The organism is Halomonas garicola (assembly GCF_031935715.1).
GTDB lineage: Bacteria > Pseudomonadota > Gammaproteobacteria > Pseudomonadales > Halomonadaceae > Vreelandella > Vreelandella garicola.
Genome location: NZ_JASSZF010000013.1, coordinates 18,186 through 31,790 on the forward strand (window position 1 = coordinate 18,186; position 13,605 = coordinate 31,790).

Consider the following 13,605-nt stretch of genomic DNA (forward strand, 5'->3'; position numbering starts at 1 on the left):
GGAAACGTCATGTATAAAAAGCTTTTACAGGGCACCTGGTCCCAGCTGCGCAGCCTGGGAATCATCTTCATGCACGCGTTTCGCAAGCGCGAGACGCTCAACTATCCCGAAGAAAAGCCTTATCTTGCGCCGCGCTATCGCGGGCGCATCGTGCTCACTCGGGACCCCGACGGCGAGGAGCGCTGCGTGGCCTGCAACCTCTGCGCGGTGGCCTGCCCGGTGGACTGCATCGCGCTGCAAAAAGGGGAGATGGATGACGGCCGCTGGTACCCGGAATTTTTCCGCATCAACTTCTCGCGCTGCATCTTCTGCGGCATGTGCGAAGAGGCCTGCCCCACCTCGGCGATTCAGCTGACGCCGGACTTCGAGATGGCCGAGTATCGCCGCCAGGAGCTGGTCTACGAAAAAGAGGATCTGCTGATCAACGGCCCCGGCAAGGACCACGACTACCACTTTTATAAGGTAGCGGGCATGTCCATCGCCGGTAAGGACAAGGGCCAGGGCAAAGACGAAGCCGAACCCATCAACGTCACCACGCTGCTGCCCTGAGGGCGCTTTGACCACACGGGAGGATTCATGGAGCTTGCCTTCTATCTCGGCGGCCTGATCGCGGTGCTTGCCACCCTCGGGGTCATTGCCAACCCCAACCCGGTACATGCGGTGCTTTACCTGGTGGTGTCGCTGCTGGCCGTCGCCATGGTGTTTTTCGCCCTCGGCGCGCCCTTTGCCGGCACCCTGGAAATCATCGTCTACGCCGGCGCCATCATGGTGCTGTTCGTATTCGTGGTGATGATGCTCAACCTCGGCCAGTCCGCTGCCGAGCAGGAGCGCGAATGGCTCAAACCGCGCACCTGGCTGGGGCCGTCGCTTTTAGCCGCGGTGCTGCTGCTGACGCTGGTCAGCCTTCTATGGCGCGGCGACAGCCAGTCCATGATTACCGGCGGCGGCCTTACCGCCAAGGGCGCCGGCACGCTGCTCTACGGCCCCTGGCTGCTGCTGGTGGAGCTCGGCGCGCTGCTGCTGCTGGCTGCCCTGGTGACGGCGTCCCACGTGGGCCGTTTAAGCCCTGTTGCCGCCCCCTCGCCCGCCCCGCGCGATATACCGACGAATAAAAAGGGCAAAGGCGCGAGTGCAGCAACCGCCGACGTCGAAGGTCAGCCCCAGGCAGCGGGCACCGATACCCCCAAGGAGGACTCATGAACGGCGTACCCATGGAGCACGGCCTGGTACTCGCCGCCGTGCTGTTTACCCTGGGCCTTGGCGGGCTGATGTTCCGCCGCAACATGATATTTGTGTTGATGAGCCTTGAAGTCATGCTTAACGCCGCGGGTCTTGCTTTCATCGTGGCCGGCACCGGCTGGGAGCAGCCCGAAGGCCAGGTCATGTTCTTGCTGGTGATTACCCTGGCAGCCGCCGAGGCAAGCGTCGGGCTTGCCCTGCTGATTCAGCTGTATCACCGCTTCAAGACCCTCAACCTCGACGTGGCCAGCAGGATGCGCGGATGATGGAACTCTTGACGACTTTCTCGACAGCCCAGCCAACGGCGGTGCTTCTGCCGCTCACTTTCTTGCTGCCGCTTCTGGGCACCCTGATTCTGGCGTTCTCCCGGGGGACCCTGGGCTACGGCGCCAGCGCGCTGACGGGCACGGCAAGCGTCGGCCTGGCCGCCCTGGCAACGGCGATGCTCGCTCTGGGCTTTGCCGAGAACGGCCCCGAGCAGCTGACGCTTTGGACCTGGATTGCCGTGGGCGATTTCCAGCCGGGCATCAGCCTGGCGCTGGACGGCCTCTCGCTCACCATGCTCGGCGTGATCACCGGGGTAGGCTTTTTCATCCACCTGTTCGCGGCCTGGTACATGCGCGGCGAGGCGGGCATCACCCGCTTTTACACCTACATGAACCTCTTCGTGTTCAGCATGGTTCTGCTGGTGCTGGGCGACAACCTGCTGCTTTTATTCCTCGGCTGGGAAGGCGTGGGGATGTGCAGCTACCTGCTCATCAGCTACTACTACACCAACAGCGCCAACGGCTGGGCCGGGTTCAAGGCGTTCATTATCACCCGGATCGGCGACGTCTTTCTCGCCATCGGCATGTTCCTGCTCTTCAGCCGGCTGGGGACGCTCAACATCGCCGAGATCCTCGAGCTTGCGCCCCAGGCATGGCAGTCGGGCGACACCGTGGTGGAGCTGGCGGCCTTTCTGCTGCTCGGCGGGGCGCTGGGCAAATCGGCCCAGCTGCCGCTGCACACCTGGCTTGCCGACGCCATGGCCGGCCCCACGCCGGTGTCGGCGCTGATCCACGCCGCCACCATGGTCACCGCCGGGGTCTATCTGATCGCGCGCATGCACGGCATTTTCGAGCTTGCACCCGCAGCGCTTTACGCCACCGGCGTGATCGGCGCGCTGACGCTTTTGATGGCGGGCTTTGCGGCCCTTGCGCAAACCGACATCAAGCGGGTGCTGGCCTACTCCACCATGAGCCAGATCGGCTACATGTTTCTCGCTTTGGGCGTCGGCGCCTACGACACGGCGATCTTTCACCTGATGACCCACGCGTTTTTCAAGGCGCTGCTGTTCCTCTCCGCCGGCGCGGTGATCGTAAGCTGCCATCACGAACAGGACATGCGCAACCTGGGCGGGCTGTGGCGCAAGCTGCCGCTGGCCTATATGGGCTTTGTTGTCGGCGGCGCGGCGCTGGCCGCCCTGCCGCTGGTGTCCGCCGGGTTTTACAGCAAGGATGAAATCCTCTGGCAGGCGCTCGCCGCCGACCAGCAGGGCCTGCTGGTGGCCGGACTGATCGGTGCGCTTTTGACCTCGCTTTACACCCTGCGGCTGATTATCGGCACCTTCCACGGCGCGGCGAAAAGCGACAACGCCCGCCACGCCGAAACCGGCCGCGGCCTGGCCCACGGCCTGCCGCTGGTGGTGCTCGCGGTGCTCTCGACGTTCCTCGGCGCCTGGATTACCCCGCCCCTTGGCGGCGTGCTGCCATCAAGCCCCGGGGAGGGTGTGACCGCCGGCCACGGCGCGCTGGAGCTGGTCGCCGCCGCGACGGCCCTGGCCGGCATCGCCCTGGGGGTGTGGCTATTCGGCCTCAAGCGCGGCTGGCTGCGTCCGGCCAACCACGGCCTGGGCGCCGGGCTCTGGCAGCTATGGCACCACGCCTGGGGCTTTGACCTGGTGTTTGACTGGACCATTGTGCGCCCCTATCGCGGCGTGGTGTGGCTTTTGCAAAGCGACCTGTTCGACGGCCTCTTCCGCCTGCTGGCATGGTGTGTGCGGCTTGTTCACCTGGGGCTTTCGCGGACCCAGACCGGCAAGCTACGCGGCTACGCCGTCACCATGGTGGCCGGGGCGACGTTGATTTTGTTGAGTTTGGCGCTGGTGATCCAGGGAACCTGAAAGGGATAAACGCTTATGATACTGGTATGGCTGATCGTCATCCCGTTTGTCGGGGGGCTGTTTTGCTGGCAGGCCGAACGCCTGGGCAGCCGGGCCACGCGCCTGATTGCTCTTGCCACCATGCTCTGCGAGCTGCTGATTGCGCTGTGGCTGTGGACGCAGCTGGATTTTCAGCTGCCCGCCACGGACGGCTCGAGCACCCAGTGGGCGATTGAATATCGCCTGCCCTGGATCACCCGCTTCGGCATCGACATCCACCTGGCGCTGGACGGCCTGTCGCTGGTGCTGATCGCTCTGACGGGCTTTCTCGGCGTGCTCGCGGTGCTCTGCTCGTGGAACGAGATCGTCCGCCGCATCGGCTTTTTCCACCTTAACCTGCTGTGGATCCTCGGCGGCGTGGTCGGGGTGTTTCTGGCCATCGATCTGTTTCTGTTCTTCTTCTTCTGGGAGCTGATGCTGGTGCCGATGTACTTCCTCATCGCGCTCTGGGGCCACAGCGGCTCCAAGGGCAGCACCCGCATCGGCGCGGCGATCAAGTTCTTCATCTACACCCAGGCAAGCGGCCTGTTAATGCTGGTGGCGATTCTGGGGCTGGTATTTGCCCACCACGCCAACACCGGCGAGTACTCGTTCAGCTACGCCGTGCTCAAGGAAACCACGCTGTCGCCGACGCTTGCCTTCTGGCTGATGCTCGGGTTCTTCATCGCCTTTGCCGTCAAGCTGCCGGTGATACCGCTGCACGGCTGGCTGCCCAACGCCCACGCCCAGGCGCCCACCGCGGGCAGCGTGGACCTGGCCGGTATCCTGCTCAAGACCGCCGCCTACGGCATGCTGCGCTTTGCCCTGCCGCTTTTCCCCGAGGCCTCCCAGGCGTTTGCCCCGGTGGCCATGGGGCTTGGCCTGCTGGGCATTTTTTACGGCGCGGTGCTCGCCTGCGGCCAGCGCGACATCAAACGCTTTGTGGCCTACACAAGTATTGCCCACATGGGCTTTGTGCTCATCGGCATCTACGCCGGCACCCCGCTTGCGCTCCAGGGCGTGGTGGTGCTGATGGTGGCCCACGCCTTCTCTGCCGCCGGGCTCTTTATCCTCAGCGGCCAGCTCTACGAGCGGCTGCATACTCGCCAGATCAATGAAATGGGCGGCCTCTGGGGCCGGCTTGGCAGCCTGCCGGGGTTTTATCTATTTCTCATCGCCGCCTCGCTTGGCATGCCTACCACGGCCAACTTCGTCGGCGAGTTCATGGTGCTGTTCGGCACCTTTGCCATCGCCCCCTGGGTGGTGGCGCTGGCAAGCGTCGGGCTGGTGCTGGCGGCAGTATATTCGCTGCTGCTCATGCAGCGGGTACACTACGGCCCGCCCAAGGACGATACGCCCTTGAAAGGCCTGGATCCCCGGGAGTTTTGCATGCTGCTGGGTATCATCGCGCTGATCCTCTGGGTCGGCCTCTACCCGCAGCCGCTGCTGGACACTACCGGTGCGTCCATGGGGGAAATCCATCGGCTGTTTGATGCCCAAAGCTCACCGTTGCCGGAGGCTCGCTAATGCCGTTGCCCAAGCTTGCTATCGCTTATCTTCCGCTGATTCTGGTGGCCGCCACGGCCATTACCGTGATGCTGGGCACCGCCTGGCGGCGCGACCATCACGTCACGGTGGCCGTGAGCGTGCTGGGGCTGACGCTTGCCCTGATCGCGCAGATCCTGGTGCTGGACCTGCTGCCGATTACCACCACGCTGCTCGTCTTTGACGGCCCCGCCATGCTCGGCGGGCTATTGGTGCTGGCCTCGACGCTTGCCTGCGCGGTGCTGGCACACGCCTACTTCGAGACGTTTCAGAACGCCCGGGAAGAGTTTTACCTGCTGCTCCTGTGCTCGGCGGCGGGCGGGCTGGTGCTGGTGGCAAGCCGGCACCTGGCCAGCCTGTTTCTGGGGATGGAGCTGCTTTCCATGCCGCTGTACGGCATGCTGGCCTACGCCTTTCACGAGCGCCGTTCGCTGGAAGCCGGCATCAAATACCTGATTCTTTCCGCGGCGGCGAGCGCCTTTTTGCTCTTCGGCATGGCGCTGGTCTACGCCCAGACCGGCGAACTTGAGCTTACTGCGCTGATGGCAACGCTTACCCAGAACAGCAGCGCCTGGGGGCTGGCCGGCGCCGGCATGATGCTGGTGGGGCTTGGGTTCAAGCTTTCGGTGGCGCCCTTCCACCTGTGGACGCCGGACGTCTACGAAGGCGGGCCCGGGCCGGCGGCGACGTTTCTCGCCACGGCCAGCAAGGTTGCGGTATTCATCGTCATGCTGCGCCTGGTGATGAGCGCCCCGGCGTTTCAGGGCGAGTGGCTGCACGCGGTGCTCTGGGTGCTCGCGCTTGCCAGCATGCTGGTGGGCAACCTGCTGGCGCTGACCCAGTCCAACCTCAAGCGCCTGCTGGGCTATTCGTCCATTGCCCACTTCGGCTACATGCTGCTGGTGCTGGTCATCGCCGACGGCCTGGCCGCCGAAGCCGGCGGGGTCTATCTGATGACCTATATCCTTGCGACCCTCGCCGCCTTTGGCGTGGTCATCCTGGTATCAAGCGCCACCGAAGGCGCCGACGCCGGGAGCCTGCACTACTATCGCGGGCTATTCTGGCGCCGGCCCTTCCTCACCGCGGTGATGACCGTGGCCATGCTCTCGCTCGCCGGCATTCCCGCTACCGTTGGCTTTATCGGCAAGTTCTACCTCATCGCCCTGGGCGTGGAAGCCGAGCAGTGGTGGCTGGTGGCCGGCATCATCGTCGGCAGCGCCATCGGGCTTTATTACTACCTGCGGGTGATCGTCACGCTGTTCCTCGCCGAGCCGGGGATGCAGCACCGGGACGCCTCGGCGGACTGGGCGGTACGCGCCGGCGGCCTGGTGGTGCTCGGCGCGGCGGTGCTGGTGGTTCTGCTGGGCCTCTACCCCGCGCCGATGATCGCCCTGGCGAACGCCGCCGGCGGCGTGGCGACGCCCTAACTCCAGACGCCATGGCCTCAGGCGCCTGGATCTCAGGCGCCGTCATCTCAAACGGCCCGGCCGGCCAGGCGCTTTCCTATATGCGCTTGCACCGGCCGGGCCGCCTCAGTTTTCGTCCAGGCCGCGCTCGGCCATGGCCACGGCGCGAAACAGCGCGCGGCCCTTGCTCAGGGTTTCCTGCCATTCGGTTTCCGGATCCGAGTCGGCAACGATCCCCGCCCCTACCTGAACGTGGACCTCGCCGTCCTTGATCACCGCGGTACGAATGGCAATGGCGGTATCCATATTGCCGTGCCACGACAGATAGCCCACCGCGCCGGAGTAGATGCCGCGCTTGACCGGCTCGACCTCGTCGATGATTTCCAGCGCGCGCACCTTGGGAGCCCCCGAAACGGTGCCCGCAGGGAAAGTCGCGCGCAAAGCGTCCATGGCCGAAAGCTCAGGTCTAAGCCGCCCCACGACGTTGGACACGATGTGCATGACGTGGGAGTAGCGCTCTACCACCATCCTGTCGGTGACCTTGACGCTTCCGGTCTCGCTGATGCGCCCGATATCATTGCGCCCCAGATCGATCAGCATGGAGTGCTCGGCGAGCTCCTTGGGGTCGGCCAGCAGCTCGTCTTCCAGCGCCTGGTCTTCGGCCTCGGTCCTGCCGCGCTTGCGGGTGCCGGCAATGGGCCGCACGGTGACTTCGTCTTCCTCGGTGCGGGTGAGGATCTCCGGCGACGAGCCTACTACCTGATGGTCGTCCAGGTTCAGGTAATACATATACGGCGAGGGGTTGAGGCTGCGCAGCGCCCGGTAAAGGTCCAGCGGCGCGGCGCGGTACGGCGTCGACATGCGTTGGGAAGGCACGCACTGCATGACGTCGCCGGCGCGGACGTACTCCTTGATCTTCGCCACCGCGGCCTTGAAGCCGTCCTGGGTAAAGCCGGAGCGAAAGTCGCTTTCGCGAACGTCCGGTTTGTCCCTGGCCTCTCCGCCCGGCCGCTGATAGGCATCGCGCAGGCGGCTTTCCAGATGCCGCAAATGCCCTTCGGCCGTCGCCAGGGCATCCGCGGTTTCCGGGTCGGCATGGGTGAGAAGCGTCAGCCGGCCGGAAAGGTTGTCAAACACCACCAGGTCGTTACACACCATCAGCAGGATGTCGGGCACGTCGAGCTGATCGGGCTTGTTGCTGTCGGCCAGGCGCGGCTCGATGTAGCGGATGGTCTCGTAGCCGAAATAGCCCACCAGCCCGCCGTCAAAGCGCGGGCGATCGTCTATTTTGGGCACCTTGAAGCGCGCCTGGAACTCCTCGATCCACGCCAGCGGGTCGTCGACCTCGGCCACTCCCTGGGTTTCGCCGTCCTGAAGATGGCGCACGGTATGGCCGCGCACTTCGATGCGCTCCCGGCACGGCAGCCCAATGATCGAGTAGCGCCCCCACTTTTCTCCACCCTGCACCGATTCCAGCAAAAAGGTCCACGGCACGTTGGCAAGCTTGAGATACGTCGACAGCGGCGTATCCAGATCGGCCAGCACCTCGCGGGCGACGGGAATGCGGTTGTAGCCGGCGCGGGCCAGCTCGGCAAAGCGGTCGGGGGTCATCATCAAGGTTCCTTATCGTGTAGAAGACGGTCGGGCAGAGGTCGACAGCAGCTCGCTCAGCGAGTCAAGCAGCGCATCCGGCGCGCTTTCGCTAATCGGCTCGCCGTGGTTGTAGCCGTAGGTAAGCGCGGCGGTGGCGAATCCCGCCGCCTTGCCGGCGGCCATGTCGTGGCGGGAATCCCCCACCATCACGCAGGCGCCGGCGGGTACGCCAAAGTGCGCGGCGGCGTGGGTCAGCGGCAGCGGATCGGGCTTTTTACGCGCCAGGCTATCGCCGCCCAGGCAGAGGGAAAAGGCCTCGTTCAAGGCAAAATGCTCAAGCAGCGGCGCGATAAAGCGCTCGGGCTTGTTGGTCACCAGCACCAGCATAAAACCCGCGTCTTTAAGCGCATAAAGCGTCTCGGCAACGCCCCGGTACAGCCGCGTCAGGCGGTGCGGAGCGTCGCCGTAATAGCCCATGAAAGCGGCGTAGACCCGCGCCGAAAGCGTCTCGTCCACGGCCTCGACGGGGGTATTAAGCGCCCAGGCAAGGCCCCGCTCAACGAGCTTGCGGGTGCCGTTGCCCACCCAGTGGCTCACGTCTTCCTGCCGGGGCACGGCCAGGCCTTCATCGTCGAGCGCGCGGACAAGCGCCGCCGCGAGATCGGGCACCGAGTCAATCAGAGTGCCGTCAAGATCAAAGGCCATCAGCCGCTTGCCGGTTAACAGCTCGTGCAGCGCCCGGTCCGCTGCCGCCTCGTTACGCCCTTCATCTTGATTCATCGTCGCATCCTGATGGTTCGTCTGCGGCCATCTTACCTCTCAGCCCTCTCCGGCGCATTAGCCCTGCGCCAGCGCCTCGCGCATCCTGGCGATGACCGAGTCGTAGGCGTGGGGGTCATCGCTGCGGCGCGCCTTGAAGATCGCCGAGCCGGCGACAAAGGTGTCCGCCCCGGCGGCGGCCACCTCGGCGATGTTGTCGATTTTGATCCCGCCGTCCACTTCCAGGCGAATGTCATACCCCGACGCATCGAGCTTTGCCCGGGTATCGCGCAGCTTGGCAAGCGTCTGAGGAATGAACGCCTGGCCGCCAAAGCCCGGATTGACGCTCATCAGCAGCACCATGTCGAGCTTGTCCATGACGTAGTCGAGATAGCTCAAGGGCGTGGCCGGGTTCAGCACCAGCCCGGCCTGGCAGCCGCCGTCGCGGATCAGCTGCAGCGAGCGGTCGATGTGGTCGGACGCTTCAGGGTGAAAGGTGATGATGCTGGCCCCGGCGTCGATGAAATCGCTGATCAGCTGGTCCACCGGTTTGACCATCAGGTGCACGTCGATGGGCGCGGTCACGCCGTGGTTGCGCAGCGCCTTGCACACCATGGGGCCGATGGTGAGGTTGGGCACGTAGTGGTTGTCCATTACGTCGAAGTGGACGATATCCGCGCCGGACGCGAGCACGTTGTCGACTTCTTCCCCCAGGCGGGCAAAGTCGGCGGAGAGGATCGACGGCGCCAGGCGAAACGGACGCGCGGGGGCTTGGGGAGATGCAGTCATGGTCATGGGCTTTTTTGAGCGGGTGGCTTTGGCAAAGGGTGTCGTTAGCAAAGGGCTAATGATACCAGAGCCCGGCGATGCGGCGAGAGACGCGGCGGTCTGGCGAACGCGGCACACATATATTCTAAATTCGAATAGTAAACATGATTGTAATTACACTTTGGCGGATTTAGTCTTTATCCCACTCATCTTCATCCCTATTCCCGTTTCTTGTGACAGGAGCCTTCACATGGCCTTTCCCCGCACCACAAGCGCGCTCAAGCGCAGCCTGCTCGCCGTCGCCGTTGCCGCCAGCGCTTCGGGCGCGGCCAACGCCGCCGACCGCGAACTGCTCAACGCCTCCTACGACATCGCCCGGGAGCTGTTTGCCGAGATCAACCCCCAGTTCGAAACCTGGTGGGAAAACGAGCACGGCGAAAGCGTTGAGGTCAGCCAGTCGCACAACGGCTCGTCCGCCCAGGCCCGATCGATCATGCAGGGGCTGGGGGCCGACGTCGTCACCTTCAACCAGGTGACCGACGTCCAGGTGCTCGCGGATGCCGGCCTGGTGGCTGACGACTGGCAGGAAGCCTTTGACAACAACGCCTCGCCCTACTACTCCACCACGGCGTTTCTGGTGCGCAAGGGCAACCCCAAAAACATCGAAAGCTGGGACGACCTCGCCGGCGACGACGTGGAAATCGTCTTCCCCAACCCCAAGACGTCGGGCAACGGCCGCTACACCTACCTGGCCGCCTGGGGTGCCGCGGACAAGCGCTTTGACGGCGACGAAGACAAGATCCGCGACTACATGAAGACCTTTCTCGGCAACGTCGAAGTCTTCGACACCGGCGGCCGCGGGGCGACTACCAGCTTTATCGAGCGCGACATCGGCGACGTGCTGATCAGCTTCGAATCCGAGGTCAACAACATCCGCGGCGAGTACGGCAGCGACGACTACGAAGTGGTAGTGCCGCCGGTGAGCATCCTCGCCGAGTTCCCGGTAGCCGTGGTTGATGAAAACGCCGAAAAGAACGACAGCGCCGATCTCGCCCAGGCCTACCTGGACTACCTCTACCGCGAAGATACCCAGCGCCTGCTGGCGGGCTTTAACTACCGCGTGCATGACGACACCGTGGTTGAGGAGTTTGCCGACCAGTTCCCCGACACCGAGCTTTTGGAGGTCGAAGACGTCTTTGGCGGCTGGGACCAGGCCATGGAGAAGCACTTTGAAAGCGGTGGCCTGATCGACCAGCTCCAGCGCCGGTAGGCACACCCCCATGAGTGCTTTCGCTATCAGACTCCCCCGGCGCCTGTCCGGCAGCACCCGCGTGCTGCCGGGCTTCGGCCTTTCCATGGGGATCAGCGTGCTGTTTATCTCGCTGGTCCTGCTGCTGCCCATGACCGGGCTATTCGGCCAGCTGGCCGGACTTTCGCTGGGCGAATACTGGGCCATCGTCAGCGACCCCCGCGTGGTGGCAAGCTATACCACCACCCTCGGCGCTGCCGCCGTGGCCGCTCTGGTCAACGCCGCCTTCGGCCTGCTTTTGGCCTGGGTGCTGGTGCGCTACGACTTTCCCGGCAAGCGCCTGGTGGATGCGCTGATGGACCTGCCCTTCGCCCTGCCCACCGCCGTGGCCGGCATTACGCTTGCCACGCTGTACGCCAAAAGCGGCTGGGCGGGCAACGTGCTCGAGCCGCTGGGTATCAAGGTGGCCTACACCTGGGTGGGCATTGCGCTGGCCATGGCGTTTACCAGCATTCCCTTTGTGGTGCGCACGGTGCAGCCGGTGCTCGAGGACATGCCCGCGGAGGTGGATGAGGCGGCGATGTCGCTGGGCGCAAGCGACGGCGTGGGCTTTCGCCGGGTCATTCTGCCCCACCTCTGGCCGGCGCTGGTGACCGGGACGGGCCTTGCCTTTGTGCGCTCGCTTGGGGAGTTCGGCGCGGTCATATTCATCGCCGGCAACACCCCCTACGAGACCGAGATCACGTCCTTGATGATTTTCGTCAAGCTCCAGGAATACGACTACGCCGGCGCTTCGGCCATTGCCTCAGTGCTGCTGTTTGTCTCGCTTGCTCTGCTGTTTGCCATCAACGTCTGGCAGGGCCGCTTTGTCCGCCGCCTGCACGGAGGGAAAGGGTAATGCAACGCATCGGTGACTCCCCCGGCGTTCGCCGGCTGCTGATCGTAGCGGCGCTGGTGCTCACGGCCGTCTTTCTGCTGCTGCCGCTGGTCGCTATCTTCGCCCAGGCCTTTGCCAAGGGCCTGGGCGTGTTCTGGGCAAGCGTGACCGAGGCCCACACCCTCCACGCCATCTTTTTGACCCTGGCCGTGGCCCTTCTCACCATCCCCATCTGCCTGGTGTTCGGCGTCGCGCTGGCGTGGCTGATCACCCGCTTCACGTTTCCCGGCCGGCGGCTGCTGCAAACCCTGATCGATATTCCCTTTGCGGTCTCGCCGGTGGTGGCGGGCCTGATCTACCTGCTGCTCTACGGGCGCAACGGCTGGCTCGGCTCCTGGCTCAGCGCCCACGACATCCAGCTGATGTTTGCCTGGCCGGGCATTCTCATGGTGACGGTGTTTGTCACCTGCCCCTTCGTCGCCCGGGAGCTGATCCCACTGATGCAGGCTCAGGGCAGCCGCGAGGAAGAAGCCGCGGTCACCCTCGGCGCCGGCGGCTTTGCCGTCTTTCGCCGGATCACCCTGCCCAACATCCGCTGGGCGCTGCTCTATGGCGTCATTCTGACCAACGCCCGGGCGGTGGGCGAGTTCGGCGCCGTCTCGGTGGTATCCGGCGCCATCCGCGGACAAACCAACACCCTGCCGCTCAACGTGCAGCAGCTCTACCAGGACTACAACACGGTCGGCGCCTTCTCGAGCGCAGCACTGCTGGCACTGATCGCCCTTTTCACCCTGGCGGCCAAGGCCGGCCTTGAATGGCGCGCATCGCGCCGGGAGACCCACGCATGAGCATCCGTCTGGACAACATCGGCAAGCACTTCGGCCCCACCCGGGCGCTGGAGCCGGTCAACCTGGATATTCACGAAGGCGAGCTGGTGGGGCTTCTGGGGCCGTCGGGCTCGGGCAAGACCACCCTTTTGCGGATTATCGCCGGGCTGGAAACCCCCGACCGCTCGGGTACGCACACCCCGGCGCGCATCCTTTTTGGCCAGCGCGACGTCACCCACGTTCACGTCCGCGACCGGCGCATCGGCTTTGTCTTTCAACACTACGCGCTGTTTCGTCACATGAGCGTGTACGACAACGTCGCCTTCGGCCTCTCGGTGATGCCCCGGCGCAGCCGCCCGTCGCGCAGCGATATCCGCGCGCGGGTCTTTCGCCTGCTGGAGATGGTCAAGCTCGAGCATCTCGCCGACCGCTACCCGGCCCAGCTCTCCGGCGGCCAGCAGCAGCGCGTGTCGCTTGCCCGGGCGCTGGCCGTGGAGCCCGACGTGCTGCTGCTCGACGAGCCTTTCGGCGCGCTCGACGCCAAGGTGCGCCAGGAGCTGCGCCGCTGGCTGCGCCATCTTCACGAAGAGCTCAACTTCACCAGCGTCTTCGTCACCCACGACCAGGAAGAGGCGCTCGAGCTTTCCGACCGCGTGGTGGTGATGAGCGACGGCAAAATCGAGCAGATCGACACTCCGGAAACGCTGTATCGCGCGCCGCAAAATCGCTTCGTGTTCGAGTTCCTGGGCGATGTGAACCATCTGGAGGGCGACGTGCACGGCGGCGTGCTGACCTGCGGCGACGCGCGGCTGGCAGTGGACCTGCCCGACGGCCGCGAAGAGCTGTTGCTGCGCCCCCACGAGGTGCGCCTGGCCGAACAGCCGCAGGCCGACTGCCATCTGCCGGTGACCGTCACCGCGGTCTCCCCAGTGGGCGCCGAGGTGCGCGTGGAGCTGGAGGCCGACTGGCTGGCCAAACCCTGGCTTGCCAGCGTGCGCCACGCCGACTTCGAGCAGCTGAACCTGCACCGCGGCCGGCGCCTCTTTGCCCACCCGCGCCAGTGGCACCGCTTTGCCGATGCTGCCAGCGCCCCGGCCCCTTCCCACGCGGCCTGAGCGCAAACTGGCCCGCGACATTACCCGGCGGGCCGATTTGCGTCTAGA

General features: G+C 64.9%; 13 protein-coding genes. 10 read left to right on the plus strand and 3 right to left on the minus strand.

Going from position 1 to position 13,605, the window contains the following annotated elements:
* Nucleotides 1-9 precede the first annotated feature (9 nt).
* Genes nuoI through nuoN form a run of 6 tightly spaced genes read left to right on the plus strand, consistent with a single transcriptional unit; the run spans nt 10 to nt 6,390 of the window.
* Nucleotides 10-549: an NADH-quinone oxidoreductase subunit NuoI gene (gene nuoI / locus RS027_RS06470; RefSeq protein WP_311955205.1), complete on the plus strand. Its 540-nt coding sequence runs from the start codon at nt 10-12 to the stop codon at nt 547-549.
* 27 nt (nt 550-576) lie between these two features.
* Complete coding sequence (gene nuoJ, locus RS027_RS06475; protein ID WP_376717585.1) at nt 577-1,200, plus strand: NADH-quinone oxidoreductase subunit J; 624 nt, start codon at nt 577-579, stop codon at nt 1,198-1,200.
* Nucleotides 1,197-1,505, plus strand: a complete 309-nt coding sequence (nuoK, locus tag RS027_RS06480; RefSeq protein WP_311955208.1) for an NADH-quinone oxidoreductase subunit NuoK — start codon at nt 1,197-1,199, stop codon at nt 1,503-1,505. The genes nuoJ and nuoK overlap by 4 nt, the downstream gene beginning before the upstream one ends.
* Entirely contained in the window at nt 1,502-3,400 is a 1,899-nt protein-coding gene (gene nuoL / locus RS027_RS06485; protein WP_311955210.1) for an NADH-quinone oxidoreductase subunit L, read from the plus strand. Before nuoK ends, nuoL begins: the two co-directional genes overlap by 4 nt.
* Nucleotides 3,401-3,415: 15 nt before the next feature.
* Nucleotides 3,416-4,945 carry an NADH-quinone oxidoreductase subunit M gene (gene nuoM / locus RS027_RS06490; protein ID WP_311955213.1) on the plus strand — a complete coding sequence of 510 codons (1,530 nt, stop codon included), beginning with the start codon at nt 3,416-3,418 and terminating at the stop codon, nt 4,943-4,945.
* The gene (gene nuoN / locus RS027_RS06495) at nt 4,945-6,390 is read left to right on the plus strand and encodes an NADH-quinone oxidoreductase subunit NuoN (protein WP_311955215.1); all 1,446 of its coding nucleotides are present in this window, start codon (nt 4,945-4,947) and stop codon (nt 6,388-6,390) included. Before nuoM ends, nuoN begins: the two co-directional genes overlap by 1 nt.
* Nucleotides 6,391-6,495: 105 nt before the next feature.
* Here nuoN and trpE read toward each other — a convergent pair whose 3' ends face one another.
* Genes trpE through rpe form a run of 3 tightly spaced genes read right to left on the minus strand, consistent with a single transcriptional unit; the run spans nt 6,496 to nt 9,510 of the window.
* The gene (gene trpE / locus RS027_RS06500; RefSeq protein WP_311955309.1) at nt 6,496-7,980 is read right to left on the minus strand and encodes an anthranilate synthase component I; all 1,485 of its coding nucleotides are present in this window, start codon (nt 7,978-7,980) and stop codon (nt 6,496-6,498) included.
* A 12-nt stretch (nt 7,981-7,992) separates the two neighbouring features.
* Entirely contained in the window at nt 7,993-8,742 is a 750-nt protein-coding gene (locus RS027_RS06505; protein WP_311955216.1) for a phosphoglycolate phosphatase, read from the minus strand.
* Nucleotides 8,743-8,799: 57 nt separating this feature from the next.
* Complete coding sequence (rpe, locus tag RS027_RS06510) at nt 8,800-9,510, minus strand: ribulose-phosphate 3-epimerase (protein WP_311955219.1); 711 nt, start codon at nt 9,508-9,510, stop codon at nt 8,800-8,802.
* Between the two features lie 229 nt (nt 9,511-9,739).
* On the opposite strand from rpe, the gene cysP reads away from it, so the two are divergent.
* The 4 genes from cysP to RS027_RS06530 are packed head-to-tail and all read left to right on the plus strand — an operon-like array spanning nt 9,740 to nt 13,557.
* Nucleotides 9,740-10,759 carry a thiosulfate ABC transporter substrate-binding protein CysP gene (gene cysP / locus RS027_RS06515; protein WP_311955222.1) on the plus strand — a complete coding sequence of 340 codons (1,020 nt, stop codon included), beginning with the start codon at nt 9,740-9,742 and terminating at the stop codon, nt 10,757-10,759.
* A 10-nt stretch (nt 10,760-10,769) separates the two neighbouring features.
* Nucleotides 10,770-11,636: a sulfate ABC transporter permease subunit CysT gene (gene cysT / locus RS027_RS06520; protein WP_311955225.1), complete on the plus strand. Its 867-nt coding sequence runs from the start codon at nt 10,770-10,772 to the stop codon at nt 11,634-11,636.
* Nucleotides 11,636-12,463: a sulfate ABC transporter permease subunit CysW gene (gene cysW, locus RS027_RS06525; protein ID WP_311955227.1), complete on the plus strand. Its 828-nt coding sequence runs from the start codon at nt 11,636-11,638 to the stop codon at nt 12,461-12,463. The genes cysT and cysW overlap by 1 nt, the downstream gene beginning before the upstream one ends.
* Complete coding sequence (locus RS027_RS06530) at nt 12,460-13,557, plus strand: sulfate/molybdate ABC transporter ATP-binding protein (RefSeq protein WP_311955231.1); 1,098 nt, start codon at nt 12,460-12,462, stop codon at nt 13,555-13,557. The genes cysW and RS027_RS06530 overlap by 4 nt, the downstream gene beginning before the upstream one ends.
* Nucleotides 13,558-13,605: the final 48 nt, after the last annotated feature.

Excerpts from the sequence above, each read along its gene's own strand:
- nuoI (WP_311955205.1), top strand. The coding sequence starts at position 10 with ATGTATAAAAAGCTTTTACAGGGCACCTGGTCCCAGCTGCGCAGCCTG.
- nuoJ (WP_376717585.1), top strand. The coding sequence starts at position 577 with ATGGAGCTTGCCTTCTATCTCGGCGGCCTGATCGCGGTGCTTGCCACC.
- nuoK (WP_311955208.1), top strand. The coding sequence starts at position 1,197 with ATGAACGGCGTACCCATGGAGCACGGCCTGGTACTCGCCGCCGTGCTG.
- nuoL (WP_311955210.1), top strand. The coding sequence starts at position 1,502 with ATGATGGAACTCTTGACGACTTTCTCGACAGCCCAGCCAACGGCGGTG.
- nuoM (WP_311955213.1), top strand. The coding sequence starts at position 3,416 with ATGATACTGGTATGGCTGATCGTCATCCCGTTTGTCGGGGGGCTGTTT.
- nuoN (WP_311955215.1), top strand. The coding sequence starts at position 4,945 with ATGCCGTTGCCCAAGCTTGCTATCGCTTATCTTCCGCTGATTCTGGTG.
- trpE (WP_311955309.1), bottom strand. The coding sequence starts at position 7,980 with ATGACCCCCGACCGCTTTGCCGAGCTGGCCCGCGCCGGCTACAACCGC.
- RS027_RS06505 (WP_311955216.1), bottom strand. The coding sequence starts at position 8,742 with ATGAATCAAGATGAAGGGCGTAACGAGGCGGCAGCGGACCGGGCGCTG.
- rpe (WP_311955219.1), bottom strand. The coding sequence starts at position 9,510 with ATGACTGCATCTCCCCAAGCCCCCGCGCGTCCGTTTCGCCTGGCGCCG.
- cysP (WP_311955222.1), top strand. The coding sequence starts at position 9,740 with ATGGCCTTTCCCCGCACCACAAGCGCGCTCAAGCGCAGCCTGCTCGCC.
- cysT (WP_311955225.1), top strand. The coding sequence starts at position 10,770 with ATGAGTGCTTTCGCTATCAGACTCCCCCGGCGCCTGTCCGGCAGCACC.
- cysW (WP_311955227.1), top strand. The coding sequence starts at position 11,636 with ATGCAACGCATCGGTGACTCCCCCGGCGTTCGCCGGCTGCTGATCGTA.
- RS027_RS06530 (WP_311955231.1), top strand. The coding sequence starts at position 12,460 with ATGAGCATCCGTCTGGACAACATCGGCAAGCACTTCGGCCCCACCCGG.